The 14,062-nt window shown below is 63.0% G+C and carries 14 protein-coding genes and 1 tRNA gene; 6 read left to right on the forward strand and 9 right to left on the reverse strand.

Annotated features, from left to right (window positions below; genetic code table 11):
• Positions 1-30: 30 nt before the first annotated feature.
• From QM609_RS08420 to aceE, 6 genes are all read right to left on the reverse strand, one after another.
• A complete protein-coding gene (locus tag QM609_RS08420) occupies positions 31-1,464 on the reverse strand; it encodes an acyl-CoA carboxylase subunit beta (RefSeq protein WP_050656440.1) in 1,434 nt (477 codons plus the stop codon).
• Positions 1,465-1,572: 108 nt separating this feature from the next.
• Positions 1,573-2,823, reverse strand: a complete 1,251-nt coding sequence (locus QM609_RS08425; protein ID WP_003941591.1) for a KasA/KasB family beta-ketoacyl-ACP synthase — start codon at positions 2,821-2,823, stop codon at positions 1,573-1,575.
• Positions 2,824-2,830: 7 nt separating this feature from the next.
• Positions 2,831-3,106, reverse strand: a complete 276-nt coding sequence (gene acpM, locus QM609_RS08430; RefSeq protein ID WP_003941649.1) for a meromycolate extension acyl carrier protein AcpM — start codon at positions 3,104-3,106, stop codon at positions 2,831-2,833.
• Between the two features lie 84 nt (positions 3,107-3,190).
• Positions 3,191-4,099, reverse strand: a complete 909-nt coding sequence (locus QM609_RS08435; RefSeq protein ID WP_064689135.1) for an ACP S-malonyltransferase — start codon at positions 4,097-4,099, stop codon at positions 3,191-3,193.
• A gap of 127 nt (positions 4,100-4,226) precedes the next feature.
• Positions 4,227-5,555, reverse strand: a complete 1,329-nt coding sequence (locus tag QM609_RS08440) for a PucR family transcriptional regulator (RefSeq protein ID WP_003941635.1) — start codon at positions 5,553-5,555, stop codon at positions 4,227-4,229.
• 99 nt (positions 5,556-5,654) lie between these two features.
• Entirely contained in the window at positions 5,655-8,510 is a 2,856-nt protein-coding gene (gene aceE, locus QM609_RS08445; protein ID WP_042445740.1) for a pyruvate dehydrogenase (acetyl-transferring), homodimeric type, read from the reverse strand.
• Positions 8,511-8,743: 233 nt separating this feature from the next.
• Between aceE and QM609_RS08450 the strand changes: the two genes are divergently transcribed.
• From QM609_RS08450 to QM609_RS08475, 6 genes are all read left to right on the forward strand, one after another.
• Positions 8,744-9,304, forward strand: a complete 561-nt coding sequence (locus tag QM609_RS08450) for an Rv2240c family protein (protein ID WP_228401081.1) — start codon at positions 8,744-8,746, stop codon at positions 9,302-9,304.
• Positions 9,305-9,481: 177 nt separating this feature from the next.
• Complete coding sequence (locus tag QM609_RS08455) at positions 9,482-9,907, forward strand: DUF3052 domain-containing protein (RefSeq protein ID WP_003941575.1); 426 nt, start codon at positions 9,482-9,484, stop codon at positions 9,905-9,907.
• A 35-nt stretch (positions 9,908-9,942) separates the two neighbouring features.
• Positions 9,943-10,407: a peroxiredoxin gene (locus QM609_RS08460; RefSeq protein ID WP_003941619.1), complete on the forward strand. Its 465-nt coding sequence runs from the start codon at positions 9,943-9,945 to the stop codon at positions 10,405-10,407.
• Between the two features lie 32 nt (positions 10,408-10,439).
• Positions 10,440-10,511 (forward strand) — tRNA-Val (locus tag QM609_RS08465).
• Between the two features lie 91 nt (positions 10,512-10,602).
• Entirely contained in the window at positions 10,603-10,827 is a 225-nt protein-coding gene (locus QM609_RS08470) for a hypothetical protein (RefSeq protein WP_050656439.1), read from the forward strand.
• Positions 10,828-10,892: 65 nt separating this feature from the next.
• Positions 10,893-11,912 carry a cobalamin biosynthesis protein gene (locus QM609_RS08475; protein WP_076948678.1) on the forward strand — a complete coding sequence of 340 codons (1,020 nt, stop codon included), beginning with the start codon at positions 10,893-10,895 and terminating at the stop codon, positions 11,910-11,912.
• Here QM609_RS08475 and QM609_RS08480 read toward each other — a convergent pair.
• From QM609_RS08480 to QM609_RS08490, 3 genes are read right to left on the reverse strand one after another with little or no spacing between them, the layout of a single operon-like run.
• Positions 11,853-12,791, reverse strand: a complete 939-nt coding sequence (locus tag QM609_RS08480) for an SURF1 family cytochrome oxidase biogenesis protein (RefSeq protein ID WP_283337267.1) — start codon at positions 12,789-12,791, stop codon at positions 11,853-11,855. The two genes, QM609_RS08475 and QM609_RS08480, sit on opposite strands and share 60 nt — an antisense overlap.
• 48 nt (positions 12,792-12,839) lie before the next feature.
• Positions 12,840-13,331, reverse strand: coding sequence for a low molecular weight protein-tyrosine-phosphatase (locus QM609_RS08485; protein WP_007735468.1), 492 nt, complete (start codon positions 13,329-13,331; stop codon positions 12,840-12,842).
• Positions 13,318-14,013 carry an HAD hydrolase-like protein gene (locus QM609_RS08490; protein WP_042445748.1) on the reverse strand — a complete coding sequence of 232 codons (696 nt, stop codon included), beginning with the start codon at positions 14,011-14,013 and terminating at the stop codon, positions 13,318-13,320. Before QM609_RS08490 ends, QM609_RS08485 begins: the two co-directional genes overlap by 14 nt.
• Between the last annotated feature and the right edge of the window lie 49 nt (positions 14,014-14,062).

Below are 14,062 nucleotides of genomic sequence, written 5' to 3' on the forward strand. Positions count from 1 at the left end.
CGGCGAGGCCCACCTTGCTGTCCAGGGTTGTCAGAGCGGAATGTTCTTGTGCCGCGCGCGGACAGATGGTGCAGACGCGAGGGCAGCGGTCACGATGCTGCGAGTCTTCGCCGGGTCGATTTCCTCGTCGACGACACCGATTTCGACCGCGCGGTCGACGCCGCCCGCGATTGCCTCGTGCTCGGCAGCGAGTCGGTCGTGCAATGCTTCACGCTCGTCGTCCGGTGCAGCTGCGAGGGCCCGCTTGTGCAGGATGCCGACAGCAGCCTTCGCACCCATCACGGCTACTTCGGAGTTGGGCCAAGCGAATACGGCCGTGGCTCCCAGTGCTCGCGAGTTCATCGCGATGTAGGCGCCGCCGTAGATCTTTCGAGTGACGACGGTGACGCGGGGGACCGTTGCCTCGGCGAAGGCGTGAAGTAACTTCGCTCCGCGTCGGACAACGCCTTCCCACTCCATCGAGACGCCCGGCAAATACCCGGGAACATCGACGACGACCACGAGCGGCACGCCAAATGCGTTGCACAGTCGCACGAATCGAGCGGCCTTCTCTGCACTTTCGGAGTTCAGGCACCCCCCGAGTCGCAGTGGGTTGTTCGCAATGACGCCAACGGTGCGTCCGGCCATCCGGCCGAAACCGGTGACGATGCTCCGAGCGTAATTGCCTTGCAGTTCTTCGAAACTCGACTCGCCTTCGACGTTGTCGAGCATTTCGTGAACGATCGGACGAACGTCGTACGCGCGTTTCGCGGAGGCAGGCATCATGGCGCGCAGATCGCTGTCGCCGAGTTCCGCTGCCCGCTGATCGAATTCGCCCTGCTCGCACATCATCGAGACCAGGCGGCGCGCGCGGTGCAATGCGTCGGCCTCGTCGTGTGCGGCGATGTGCGCGACACCCGACTTCTTGGTGTGTGTGTCCGGACCGCCGAGTGACACCATGTCGACCTGTTCGCCGGTGACACTACGAACTACGTCTGGCCCGGTGACGAACACTCGGCCTTCCGGCGCCATGATCACGACATCGGTGAGGGCTGGACCATACGCGGCTCCGCCAGCGGCAAAGCCGAGCACGACGGAAATTTGAGGTATGAGACCCGACGCGCGGACCATTGCCTCGAAGACCAGTCCGACGGCGTGGAGCGCCTCGACGCCTTCAGCCAGACGCGCGCCACCGGAGTGCCAGAGGCCCACGATGGGGGACTCTTCCTCGATAGCGGTATCGATGGCTCTGACGAGGTGTTTGCAACCGTCGACGCCCATGGCGCCACCCATGACAGTGGCGTCGGAGCAGTATGCGATGGTGCGGACGCCGTCGATGTTTCCGGACGCGGCGAGCACACCGGACTTGTCACGGGCGTGGAGCGGCACTGTTGTGCCGGGGTCGAACAGATTTTCCAGGCGCGCAAGAGGATCGCGCGGGTCTGTCGATGATTCGGACTTTGTCACGGGGGCCAGGATGGTCATCGCGTCCTCCTTCAGTACGAGCCTTGGGTGGAACGAAAGGTCGGTGTTGTCCGCGGGTGACGTTGTGTTGCAACGACACCCGCGGACAGGTGCAAACCGCGGTTCGGGCTAGGCCCGACCGAAGGCGAGCGCGACATTGTGCCCACCGAAACCGAACGAGTTGTTCAGTGCGAAATCGAAAGAGCCGGTTCGGGGTTCACCCTTGACGACATCGAGATCGATTTCTGGATCCTGGCTGTCAACATTGAGCGTGGGCGGGATGATCCCGTCACGCACTGCCAGAACCGTGAGGACTGATTCGAGGGCGCCGACAGCGCCGATCGAGTGTCCCAGCGCGGATTTCGGGCCGTACACCGCAGCGTGATTGCCGACCGCTGCGTTGATTGCCTTTGCCTCTGCGATGTCACCGATCGGCGTCGCAGTGGCATGGGCGTTGATGTGCTTGATGTCGGACTTCGTCAGTCCGGCCATCTCGATTGCTCGGGTCATGGCTCGCGCCGCGCCCAGGCCTTCCGGATGCGGTGCCACAATGTGGTACCCGTCCGAAGTGATTCCGGAACCAAGCAGGCGGGCGTGAATCGTTGCCCCGCGTGCCTTTGCGTGCTCCTCGGTTTCGAGGATCATCAAGGCGCCGGCTTCGCCGAAGACAAATCCGTCGCGGTCCTTGTCGAAAGGACGTGAAGCTGCGGCCGGATTGTCGTTGTTGGTGCTCATCGCACGCATCATGGCGAAGCTCGCGATCGGAACGGCGTCGATGAAGCTCTCGACTCCACCAGCCACAACCATGTCCGCGTCACCCATGACAAGCATGCGGTGAGCGTGAGCAATTGCCTCGGAACCTGATGAACATGCCGACACCGGAGTGATGACGCCACCGCGGGCCCCGAGTTCGAGTCCGACCGTTGCGGCCGGTCCGTTGGGCATGACCATCTGCACCGAGAACGGGGACACCTTGCGGTATCCGCCGCCACGGAGCTTGTCGACGGCGTCGATGAGCGTGTCGCCGCCGCCGAGTCCGGTGCCGATGACAACGGCCAGGCGGTCCTGATCGACTTCAGGGCTGCCGGCGTTGCTCCAGACCGTGCGACTCAACGTGAGGGCAAGGCGTTCCACCCAGCTCATCCGTCGAATTTCGACGCGGGACAAGCCCTCGTCCGGTGAAACCTTCAGGTGCCCGCCGATGCGAATGGGAAGGTCGAACTCGTCGATGAACGGGTCATCGAGGATTCCGATGCCGCTTTCGCCGGCGAGTAGCGCCTTCCACGTGCCATCCACATCACCAGCCACCGAGGTCGACGTCGCGAGGCTCGTGACGACGATGTCGGGGAATTTCCCTTTGCGGGTAGAAGCGGAAGTCACGGTCGGCTCACTCTGCGTTCTTGGCTTCGGCGCCTTCGGCTTCGAGCTTCTGGATGTACGCGACGATGTCGCCGACGGTGCGCAGACCTGCAAGATCCTCGTCGGGGACCTTCACGCCGTACTTGTCTTCGGTCTGAACGGCGATCTCGACCATGGACAGGGAGTCGATATCGAGGTCGTCCACGAAGGACTTGTCAACGGTGACCTCGGAAGGCTCGATACCGGTGACCTCCTCCACGATCTGGCCGAGTTCCGCGATGATTTCTTCCTGAGTGTGGGCCACTGGTGTGGCTCCCTTCTTGATCGATTGAGGTGGGGTGAAACGTCCGGCCGCCGTTCGGGCTGATCGGCCGGGTGGGCGTCCGAGCTAGGTCAGCTCGGACAGTGCGGAGATATCCTCCGGGTTCTTGAGGGCCACCGTCGGTGTGCCACGCATTTCACGCTTGGCAATTCCGACGAGGGTTCCGGCCGGCGGGAGTTCCACGATCGCGCTGACTTCTGCTGTCCGCAACGACGCGGAGCAGAGGTCCCAACGAACGGGGCGGGTTACCTGCGCGGCAAGCTTGGTGAGGGCGTCGGCGCCCGAGGAGACGGGTGCGCCATCCGAGTTGGAAAGCAGCGTGCGCGTCGGATCGGAAGGGGTGATCTTGGCGGCAGCAGCTGCGACGGCGTCCTGCGCAGGCGCCATGAAGCGGGTGTGGAAAGCTCCGGCGACGGGTAGTGCGCGGACTCGGGCCTTTTCGGGTGCGTTTGCTGCGAGTTCTTCGAGCGCGGTGAGCAGTCCGGCCGCCACGATCTGGCCGGCCGCATTGCGGTTGGCTGCTTCCAGCCCGAGTTCTTCGATTCGTGCGAGCACTTCGGCTTCGTCTCCACCGAGAACGGCTGACATGCCCGTGGGCTCGAGCGCACAAGCCTTGGCCATCTCGGCGCCACGGAGGGCGGCAAGCGCGACCGCGTCGTCAGCGGAGATAACACCGGCGACCGCAGCAGCGGCAAGTTCACCTACCGAATGGCCGGCAGCGATGACGTCGGCGCCGAGGAGCCCACGTGATTCGATTTCCTCGTATGCCAGCAGAGCAGCGGCAACGACGAGGGGCTGGGTTACCGAGGTGTCGGTGATTTCTTCGGCGGTCGCGGTCGTGCCGAGTCGGACGAGGTCCAGGCCGGCTGCCTTCGACCACACTTCGAGGCGGTCTTGTGCTCCGGGCAGTGCCAGCCAGGGGCTGAGCATGCCGGGTGTCTGAGAGCCCTGTCCCGGGGCGAGCAACGAAATCACTTATTAAGAGAACACCGCCGCGAGCGACCTGCGAGATGTCGGTCGCGATGAACTCTGGCGAAGTGTTTTGTAGGGTTCCCACAAAATCCCACGTCGCGCTCGGCCATCGAAATTGGACGCTCAGGGGTTACAGGTTTGTTTGTCCGGATGTTAAAGATGTGACTGAAGTAACCGAATTGTTCGATTTGAGATCGATTTGTGTCAATCGGCCCACGGTAGCGGCGATCCGTAGTACATACGCGTCGCGTGGATTCGTTGGATCCCGGCCGGTAACTTCCGCGATTCGCTTCAAGCGGTACCGAACGGTATTTGGATGAACAAACAGAAGACGTGCACAAGTCTCAACCGCACCTCCACAGTCGAGATAACTGTCTAAAGTATCGGTCAAGACTGTGCCGGATTCAGCTAAAGGTGCGACAAGGAAATCGCGAAGAGCCTTCACGGCAGCGGCGTCTCCCAGTAGTGCCCGTTCCGGGAGCAGTTCAGTCGCGAAAACGGGGCGAGGTGCGCCGCGCCACCCGGCAACAGCCTTGATTCCCGCCAGAGCTTCGGACGCACTGAAGTGCGCTGCGCTCAACGAGGGTGTCGTCGGGCCGATCACCACCGGCTCGTCGGCGAAACTCATGAGCAGGTCTTGAAGGAATTGGCTGCCTTCCGTCTTACTGCTCAGCTCGCCGCTGACGATCATCACCAGTCGCGGACCCTGCACCACGGCGAGAACAGCGCGCCCGTGCGCGGCGGCAGTCGCGTGGACGGTGCCGGCAACCGAGACCCGCTCGTCCGGCGGGGGAGACCCGACGATGACGGTGGCCGGAGCCGTGGCATCCCAGTTCAAGGTGGCGGCGCGAGAGAGCATGTCCGAGCCGGTGTCTCCCTGCACGACGGCGTCGACGACGAGCGCTTCCAGTCGCGTGTCCAGGGCACCCCGCGACTCGGCAGCGCTTGCGTACACCGTCGCTGCTGCGAAACCGAGTTCACGCCCGTAGCGCAGGACGGCTTCTGTCAGCGCGATCAGCTGCTGATCGTTGCGGGCGAGAGCCGGCAGCCATTTCTCGAAGAACTCCATCGCCACCCGGACCATGTCGACGGTCTGGCGCAGCGTGAGCTGTCGAGCAAGATCCTGAGGGATGACCGGAAACGACTCGTATCCGAAGCTGATCTCCGAGTCGAGTTGCCGCAGCCATTCCAGGAAATTCACCACCGACGTCTGCACCAACAGTTGAACGTCGGCGCGTTGCGAAGCGTCGAGACTGTCGAAGAACGGAAGCTGCTCCTCCATCACGGTCACGGCCTCGGTGGAGAGCCGGCCGGAGAACTGTTTGACGCGGCGGAGCAAGGCTTCTGGAAGTGGATCGCGAACCTGACGACGGCGGGCGAGTACAGCCTGCAACCCGGACGACTGTGGTCGAGTGCGGCGTACGCCCTCTTCGGGTTTCTCGGGATCAGGTTCGGGCATGAGAAAAACCTACGCCCATCGCCGCAGCGGATGTCGAGATGACACCCGCGGCGATGGGCGTAGGTCTGTTTTCGATCGCTGGGACTGTTGCCCTACGACTTAGGCGCTACCGGTGTCCCCGGTCTGCTCGGGAGCAGCATTCACGTCGTCGATGCGGTATCGGCTCGCTGCTTCGACGGCCTTCGACCGCTCGATCGATCCTTCCTTTGCCAAACCGATCAGCACGGCAACGACGATGGATTCGGCATCGACGTTGAAGTAACGACGCGCAGCGGTGCGGGTGTCGGAGAAGCCGAACCCGTCCGTGCCGAGCGTGGTGTAGTCGCCGGGAACCCACTGACGGATTTGATCCGAGACCGCCCGCATCCAGTCCGAAGCCGCGACGACGGGGCCTTGGGCCGAGGACAACGCCGTGGTGACGAAGGGAACCGGAGCATCCTCGGACGGATTGAGCAGCGCCTGACGTTCGCATTCGACGCCTTCGCGGCGCAGCTCACCCCAGGACGTGACCGACCAGACGTCGGCCGAGACGCCCCATTCGTCGGCAAGTAGCTTCTGCGCGCGCAGCCCCTCGGGCATCGCGACACCGGAGACGAGGATCTGTGCCTTCGGGCCGGATGCTTCGGACGTCTTGTAGAGGTAGATGCCCTTGAGCAAGCCCTCGACGTCGAGACCTTCGGGCTCGGCCGGCTGAACGTACGGCTCGTTGTAGATGGTCAGGTAGTAGAAGATGTTCTCGCCACCGAAACCGTCGACGCCCTCGGTGCCGCCGTACATGCGGCGCAAGCCGTCCTTGACGATGTGCGCCAACTCGTACGAGAACGCGGCGTCGTACGTGACAGCTGCGGGGTTGGTGGATGCCAGGAGCAGCGAGTGTCCGTCGGCGTGCTGAAGACCTTCACCGGTCAGAGTTGTACGACCGGCGGTGGCGCCGAGAACGAATCCCCGAGCCATCTGGTCGGCAGCCGCCCACAGGCCGTCGCCGGTGCGCTGGAAACCGAACATCGAGTAGAAGATGTACAGCGGAATCATCGGTTCACCGTGGGTGGCGTACGACGTGCCGACTGCGGTGAACGAAGCCGTCGAACCGGCCTCGTTGATGCCCTCGTGCAGGATCTGGCCGATCGGGCTCTCCTTGTAGGCGAGCATGAGTTCGGCGTCGACGGACGTGTAGAGCTGCCCGTTGCGGTTGTAGATCTTCAGCGACGGGAACCACGAGTCCATACCGAACGTGCGAGCCTCGTCCGGGATGATCGGCACGATGCGCTTGCCGATTTCCTTGTCGCGCAACAGTTCCTTGAGGATGCGCACGATCGCCATGGTGGTGGCGACTTCCTGCTTGCCCGAACCCTTGCGGATGACGTCGTACGTCTTGTCCTCGGGGAGCTTGAGCGGAGCAGCGTCGGTGTTGCGGGAAGGCAGGAACCCGCCCAGTGCTTTACGACGGTCGAGCATGTACTTGATCTCGGGAGCGTCCGCGCCCGGGTGGTAGTACGGAGGCAGGTACGGATCCTTCTCGAGCTCGGCATCCGAGATCGGGATGTGCTGCATGTCGCGGAACGCCTTGAGATCGTCCAGCGTCAGCTTCTTCATCTGGTGCGTGGCGTTGCGGCCCTCGAAGTGCTTACCGAGGGTGTAGCCCTTGATGGTGTGCGCCAGGATGACCGTCGGCTGGCCCTTGTGTGCCATGGCCGCTGCGTAGGCGGCGTGGACCTTGCGGTAGTCGTGGCCACCGCGCTTGAGGTTCCAGATTTCCTGGTCTGTGAGGTCCTTGACCAGTTCCTTGGTGCGGGGGTCACGTCCGAAGAAGTGATCGCGTACGAACGCGCCGTCGTTGGCCTTGTACGTCTGGTAGTCACCGTCCGGCGTCACGTTCATCAGGTTGACCAGTGCGCCGTCGCGATCGGCGTGCAGCAGCGCATCCCACTCGCGACCCCAGACGACCTTGATGACGTTCCAGCCGGCACCGCGGAAGAACGATTCCAGTTCCTGGATGATCTTTCCGTTGCCGCGGACCGGGCCGTCGAGGCGTTGGAGGTTGCAGTTCACGACGAACGTGAGGTTGTCGAGGCCTTCGGTTGCCGCGACGTGAGCGAGGCCGCGTGACTCGGGCTCGTCCATTTCGCCGTCGCCGAGGAACGCCCACACGTGTTGATCGGTGGTGTCCTTGATGCCGCGGTCGTTGAGGTAGTGGTTGAACCGGGCCTGGTAGATGGCGTTCATCGGGCCGAGGCCCATCGAGACCGTCGGGAACTCCCAGAAGTCGGGAAGCAGCCGTGGGTGCGGGTAGGACGGCAGTGCGCCGCCGAAGTCGGCGTGGGACTTCTCCTGGCGGAATCCGTCGAGCTGTTCCGCGGGGATGCGGCCCTCGAGGAAGGCGCGTGCGTAGATGCCGGGGGAGGCGTGACCCTGGATGAAGATGTGGTCGCCACCGCCCGGGTGGTCCTTGCCGCGGAAGAAGTGGTTGAAGCCGACCTCGTACAACGCTGCCGAGGATGCGTAGGTGGAGATGTGACCGCCGACGCCGACGCCCGGTCGCTGAGCGCGGTGGACCATGATCGCGGCGTTCCAACGGATCCAGGCGCGATAGCGGCGCTCGACCTCTTCGTCACCGGGGAACCACGGCTCGTTTTCGGTCGGAATCGTGTTGACGTAGTCGGTCGAAGTGAGCGCGGGGAGTGCGACGTGCTTCTCGCCGGCGCGTTCGAGCATGCGGAGCATGAGGTAGCGGGCACGCGTGGGTCCGGATCGATCCAGAAGTCCGTCGAATGATTCGAGCCATTCGGTGGTCTCGTCCGGATCGATGTCCGGCAGGTACGACGCAACACCTTCGCGAATGACGCGAACGCGACCGTCGGTTCCCCCCGGCGTATTCGACGCGGGCGAACCCGACTCGCCGGCGGCGCCGGAATCGGCGTTCTGCCCGGACGCGGGACCCTGGATCAGGTCAGACAACGTGTGCTCCTCATTGGTTTGGGGACGCGTGGTGGGGCGTCCTTACATAGGTGATCGAGGCCTTGTTAGGTCCGACGCACTTCCATCGTGAATATGGCGCGTACCTCATCTTTCACCATCCCGGTCGGTCCGGCACACCTCGCCTCTGGTTACTCTCGGGTAGCGTTTTTCGGCGTGACGCAGGGGTGTGATGGTTCCCCGTAGTCACAGGCTTGGGGGATCGATCGGAACGTATGAAGGGGTGGGAAAAAATAAACAAAGAAATCAATTACGGCAGGGTCGGGGCGTGGGTCTCGGTCGGATCGATCGCAGTGGGACTGTCGGTGATCGTGGGATGTTCGGCGGCGGTGACCGGATCGGCAGTACCCAATGAAGCGCACGTGGCTGCATACCAATCCGAGGTGAGTATTTCGATGGCCGCCGCGTCCTCGTCGAAAGCGGCGGCAGATGCGGCAGATGCGGCGTTCGCGATCTGTGAGGAAGCGGTCTCTCGATCGAAAAACGACGTGGTTGCGTTCAATGCCTACGTCGACGCCGGAAATCATGGTGAGACCGACCTGAGAGCCGAAGCAAGCGCTGCTGCTTCCTCGGCAAGGGAGACGGCCTCGTGGTTCGACTCGGTCTCGAGTGAACTTCCGACGCAACTTTCCGGACTGTTCGCCGAATTGGCCGCGAACCTACGTTCATCTGCTGTCGTGATCGAGAGTGATCATTCGGCCGATGAAATCAATTCGATCAGCGATACGAGCAATTCGATTCGCAAGTCGATCTTCGATGAATGTGGATCCCTGTGACCTGCGGTAATCCGCAGGCGTAAGGTTCGCCGTGTGTCAGAAGACGATCTTTGGTGAAAGTTTTCGGCGTGGTCGGCTTGCGCTAACGCCTCAGACCATGTTCGCTTTCCCTAATTGATCGTCAAACGGTAGGTGTGCGGGGTCGCCACACACCATCAACAAAAGGAGGACCCCACCGTGGTCGCCGCGGCGGATGCCCAGAACTACGCTCAGAAACTCGGGATTACCACTGACATGGTGGTGCAGGAACTGGGCTGGGATGAGGATACCGACGACGGCATTCGTGCCGCGGTTGAGGAAACCATCGGCGGGGAAATGCTCGACGAGGATTCCGACGAGGTCATCGACGTCGTGCTGCTGTGGTGGCGCGACGAGGACGGTGACCTGGTAGATGCCTTGATGGATGCCATCGGGCCCCTCGCCGACGAAGGCTTCGTGTGGGTTCTCACTCCCAAGACCGGTCTCGACGGACACGTCGAGCCCAGCGAGATCGCCGAATCGGCGCCGACTGCCGGCCTGACGCAGACATCGGCAGCCAACCTCGGTGACTGGTCGGGAAGTCGACTGGTTCAGCCGAAGGCTCGTCCGGCCAACAAGCGCTGACCCGGTCCTTTCCGCACTTTCCCAAGGAATCGCACATGCCTCTCGAAGTTGGTGCCCAGGCACCGGATTTCACCTTGAAGGACCAGAACAACCAGGAAGTCTCGCTAGCAGATTTCCGCGGTAAGAAGAACGTTCTGCTGGTCTTCTATCCGTTGGCCTTCACCGGGACTTGTCAGGGGGAACTCTGCAAGGTCCGTGACGAGCTTCCGAAGTTCGAGAACGACGACACCGCCATTCTCGCGATTTCTGTCGGTGCTTCGCCGACTCACAAGATCTGGTCGGCCGAGCAGGGATACACATTTCCCTTGCTGTCGGACTTCTGGCCGCACGGTGAGGTCGCTCAGAAGTACGAGGTGTTCAACGACAAGTTGGGCTTCGCGAATCGTGGCACCTTTGTCATCGACAAAGACGGAATCATTCGTTTTGCCGAGATGAACGGCCCCGGAGAAGCCCGTGACCACGGACTTTGGGCAAATGCGCTTGCCGCGCTAGAGTCTTAGAGCACTCCCGGTGAGGGTCTCACCGGGAGTTCGGGCGTGTAGCTCAGTGGTAGAGCTCTGGTTTTACACACCAGCGGTCGGGGGTTCGAAACCCTCCGCGCCCACCGAAGAATTCAAGCCCCGATCTGCGTCGACGCAGATCGGGGTTTTTTCATTTTCGGCAACGAATTGTCCGCAATACGCCATTCTGGACGCATGTCCAGTTCTGTGATCGAAGTAGCCGTCGACCCGACGCGCGTGCATCCCACCCGTCCGCACATACACATCGCCGAGATGCCCAGTCTCAGTGTTGCGTTGTTCGCGGGGCAGACGATCCGGGTTCGTTCCCAGAGCGACGCACTGGCGACCGGGATTGCCCGTGTCTGGGAAATCAACCGAATGCACCGCTTGATCTACCTGACGATCGACTGGGACGGGTAGAGATCGGCTCGTGCAGACACGTGACGGTTGGCCAGAGAACGAGCGTCGCTGCTACAACTACGCTCGTGCAGATTTCGGTTCGTTCGTCCCAATCTCGATTCAATGCGCGAGCTGCCGGGCTTCTCCTCGGCTTCGTCGCGGATCGGGCATTCACCGATCCGGGGCGGTTCCATCCGGTTGCCGGCTTCGGAACCGCGGCTATCGCGCTGCAGAAGATGTCCTACCGGGACTCGCGAGCGGCCGGAACACTTCATGTCGCTGTGCTCTTGGCCGGCACCGCTGGACTTGGGCTCGCAGCCGAAGCAGCGTCGCGCCGGGCTGGTTGGGTGGCCGTCACGGGTACGACGGCGATAGCTACCTGGGCCGTGCTCGGCGGGACGTCGCTTGCACGCACCGGCATCGATATGGCCGCTCGATTGGAGGCGTCACAGGTCGATCGCGACCTGACGAAAGCGCGTGAGCTACTTCCTTCACTCTGTGGACGCGATCCATCGGTGCTGGGCGAGGAGGGCCTCACGCGTGCAGCGCTGGAGTCGGTCGCCGAAAACACCTCGGATGCAAGCGTCGGTGCAATGTTCTGGGGTGCAATTGCGGGCGTGCCGGGTCTGTTCGTCTACCGCGCTGCCAACACACTCGACGCGATGATCGGCTACCGCTCCGAGAAATACCTCAGATTCGGGTGGGCTGCGGCGAGGTTCGACGACCTGGTCAACATCGTCCCCGCTCGGCTGACCGGTGCGCTGACGGCTGCGTGTGCACCGGTGGTGGGCGGCTCGGTTCAGGAATCACTGGCAGCGTGGAAACGCGACGCAGCGGCTCATCCAAGCCCCAATGCGGGCGTCGCGGAAGCGTCGGCGGCAGGGGCGTTGGGCATTTCGTTGGGTGGTCGGACCGAGTACGCGCACGGGGTGGAGATGCGTCCCGTCCTCGGCCGCGGGCCTGTGCCGACGCCGAACGATCTGCGCCGCGCGGCGAGGCTTTCGTCGGCGGTGCAGATCAGTGCAGTTGTGGTGTCAGCGGGTATTTCAGCGGGTATTGCCGTATCGATCGGCAAGTTTGGCTTCCTGCGCCGTCAGCGGCACTGATTCCGGCTCCGGCTTCTTGCGACGGCTGAAGGTACGAGCCGGTTCGGCGGGGTGTGAGGCAGGCGCGGACACCGGCGCTTCCGGGGTCGTCTCGGTAGCGGCGTCGCCGGCTGCGAAGCCGTCGACAGCTGCTTGAGCTGCCTTCTCCTTGCGACGTTCGCGCCACTCCGCGCGAATGAAGTAGGCCAGTCCGAGCGGCGCCATGATGCCGAACGCCAGCCATTGGAACCCGTACGAGAGATAGGGGCCTGCATCGAGTTGGGGGAGAGGGATCGTCCCCAGGCCGCCGGGCTGGTCGGGTTCGAGTTGGATGTACGCGTTGATCAGGTCCGTTCCGATGAACTCGCCGATAGGTTGTGCGTCGATCGAGTAGACCTGTTTCGCGCCGTCCTCGAACATCGGAACTCGGCCGGGCGCGGTGCCTTCCGACAGACGCACGCGACCGTTGAGAGTGACCGGATCGGTCGGCGGCGCGGCGATGGGCGGTGCCTCGGCGCCGTTGATCGGCCGAACGTATCCGCGATTGACGAGGATCGTGCGGCCGTCGTCGAGAAGGAAAGGCGTCAGGATCTCGTACGACGGTGCGCCCTCGATGGACTGCAGTCGAACGAGGATGTCGGCGTCGGGCAGATAGGTGCCTGCCGCGGTGATGTTTCGCCATTCGTCGTCCGGTGCGATCGTCGAATCGGCGATGACGTCACCGATCGGCACGGTCTCCGCGTTGATCGAGTTCGAGATCAGATCATTGCGGTGCTCGGTCTTTGTGTTCTTGCCGAGTTGCCATGGGGCGAGCACGGTGAAGCACAGGTAGGCGAAGAGCCCGACCACAGCTGCCAGTACCAACCAACCGGGCCGCAACAGGAATTTCAGTCTTCGCACACGTCCACGGTATCCGTTGCCCGAACGGGAGTGAATTTTGCTCCGGGTTCAGGCCCGCTCGCGGATCCAGTCGAGTATGTCGGGAATGGCTGCTTCGATCTGGTCTCGCACCAGTTCGAAGTCCTCCTGATCCCCGTAGTACGGGTCCGGAACCGATTCTCCGTCAGCCTCGGGGTCGAACGATCGCAGTAGGCGCCGACGCTCGGTGGGCACGCCGAGATGAGCAAGCTCACGTTCATGGCCGGTGTCGAGGGCGACGACCAGATCGGCCGCGAGATGATCTGCATTGACCTGCGCGGCACTGTGGCCCGTCGGATATCCGGCCGCTCGGAGCACGACGTTGGTCCGCTCGTCGGCCTCGCTACCGGTGTGAAACCCCTCGGTACCTGCACTGCTGACACGGACTCGGTCGGCGAGGCCTTCACGGTCCAGATGCGCGAGCAAGATCTTTTCGGCCATCGGTGACCGGCAGATATTGCCGGTGCACACAAACGTCACATGAAGTGGTTCAGTCACGTGGAGTGGTTCAGTGGCGGCCATCGAGAAGTCCTCCCAGTTCGGATGCCGACGATACGGAGCGAAACGCTTGCCGCGCTTCCTCGGCGGAACCGTAGCCCCATTCGACGACGACGGTGGGGATGCCGTACTTCGCGGCGCCGAGCACGTCGTGATCACGGTCGCCGATCATGAGAACGTCGGGGGTTCCGCCGTCGGATGCGAGGACGGGAGTGATCCCGAGTGAGGTCAGCGAATGCGCGATCACATCGGGTTTCGCCCGACGAGTTCCGTCGTCACTCGCGCCGCCGATGAACTCGAAGTGCTCGGCCAGGCCGAAATGCTCGAGGATTCGAATGGCGAATCGCTCCGACTTGGAGGTGGCGACGGCCAGTCGGGTGCCGCTCGCGCGAGCCTTACCCAGGACGACGTCCATGCCTTCGTACACCGAGTTCTCCTGCCACCCGGTCGCGTCGTAACGCTCGATGTACGCGGCGATCGCCCGATCCACGTCCGCCGGGGCCATACCGAGTGACCTGAAGGTGTCGACCATCGGCGGGCCGATCACCGATGCCAACATCGCTTCCGTCGGCTCCGGATGGCCGACAGTTGCCAACGCGTGTCGGAAGCCGCCGTGAATGCCGGGAGCGGAATCGGTGATGGTGCCGTCCAGATCGAACAGAACTACGGGAAAGCGGTCGAGCGGTGGTGTCGTCACGGCACTCATTGTCCCGGACGGCAGGGGTGATGTCCGCGCACGGTGCTCGACCGTAGGC

This window comes from Rhodococcus sp. IEGM 1302, assembly GCF_030056935.1.
Lineage (GTDB): Bacteria > Actinomycetota > Actinomycetes > Mycobacteriales > Mycobacteriaceae > Rhodococcus_F > Rhodococcus_F qingshengii.

Coding starts and splice junctions, on each gene's coding strand:
- QM609_RS08440 (WP_003941635.1), bottom strand. CDS start 5,555: ATGCCCGAACCTGATCCCGAGAAACCCGAAGAGGGCGTACGCCGCACT.
- QM609_RS08490 (WP_042445748.1), bottom strand. CDS start 14,013: ATGAGTGCCGTGACGACACCACCGCTCGACCGCTTTCCCGTAGTTCTG.
- QM609_RS08420 (WP_050656440.1), bottom strand. CDS start 1,464: ATGACCATCCTGGCCCCCGTGACAAAGTCCGAATCATCGACAGACCCG.
- QM609_RS08485 (WP_007735468.1), bottom strand. CDS start 13,331: ATGGCCGCCACTGAACCACTCCACGTGACTGAACCACTTCATGTGACG.
- QM609_RS08450 (WP_228401081.1), top strand. CDS start 8,744: ATGAAGGGGTGGGAAAAAATAAACAAAGAAATCAATTACGGCAGGGTC.
- QM609_RS08460 (WP_003941619.1), top strand. CDS start 9,943: ATGCCTCTCGAAGTTGGTGCCCAGGCACCGGATTTCACCTTGAAGGAC.
- QM609_RS08470 (WP_050656439.1), top strand. CDS start 10,603: ATGTCCAGTTCTGTGATCGAAGTAGCCGTCGACCCGACGCGCGTGCAT.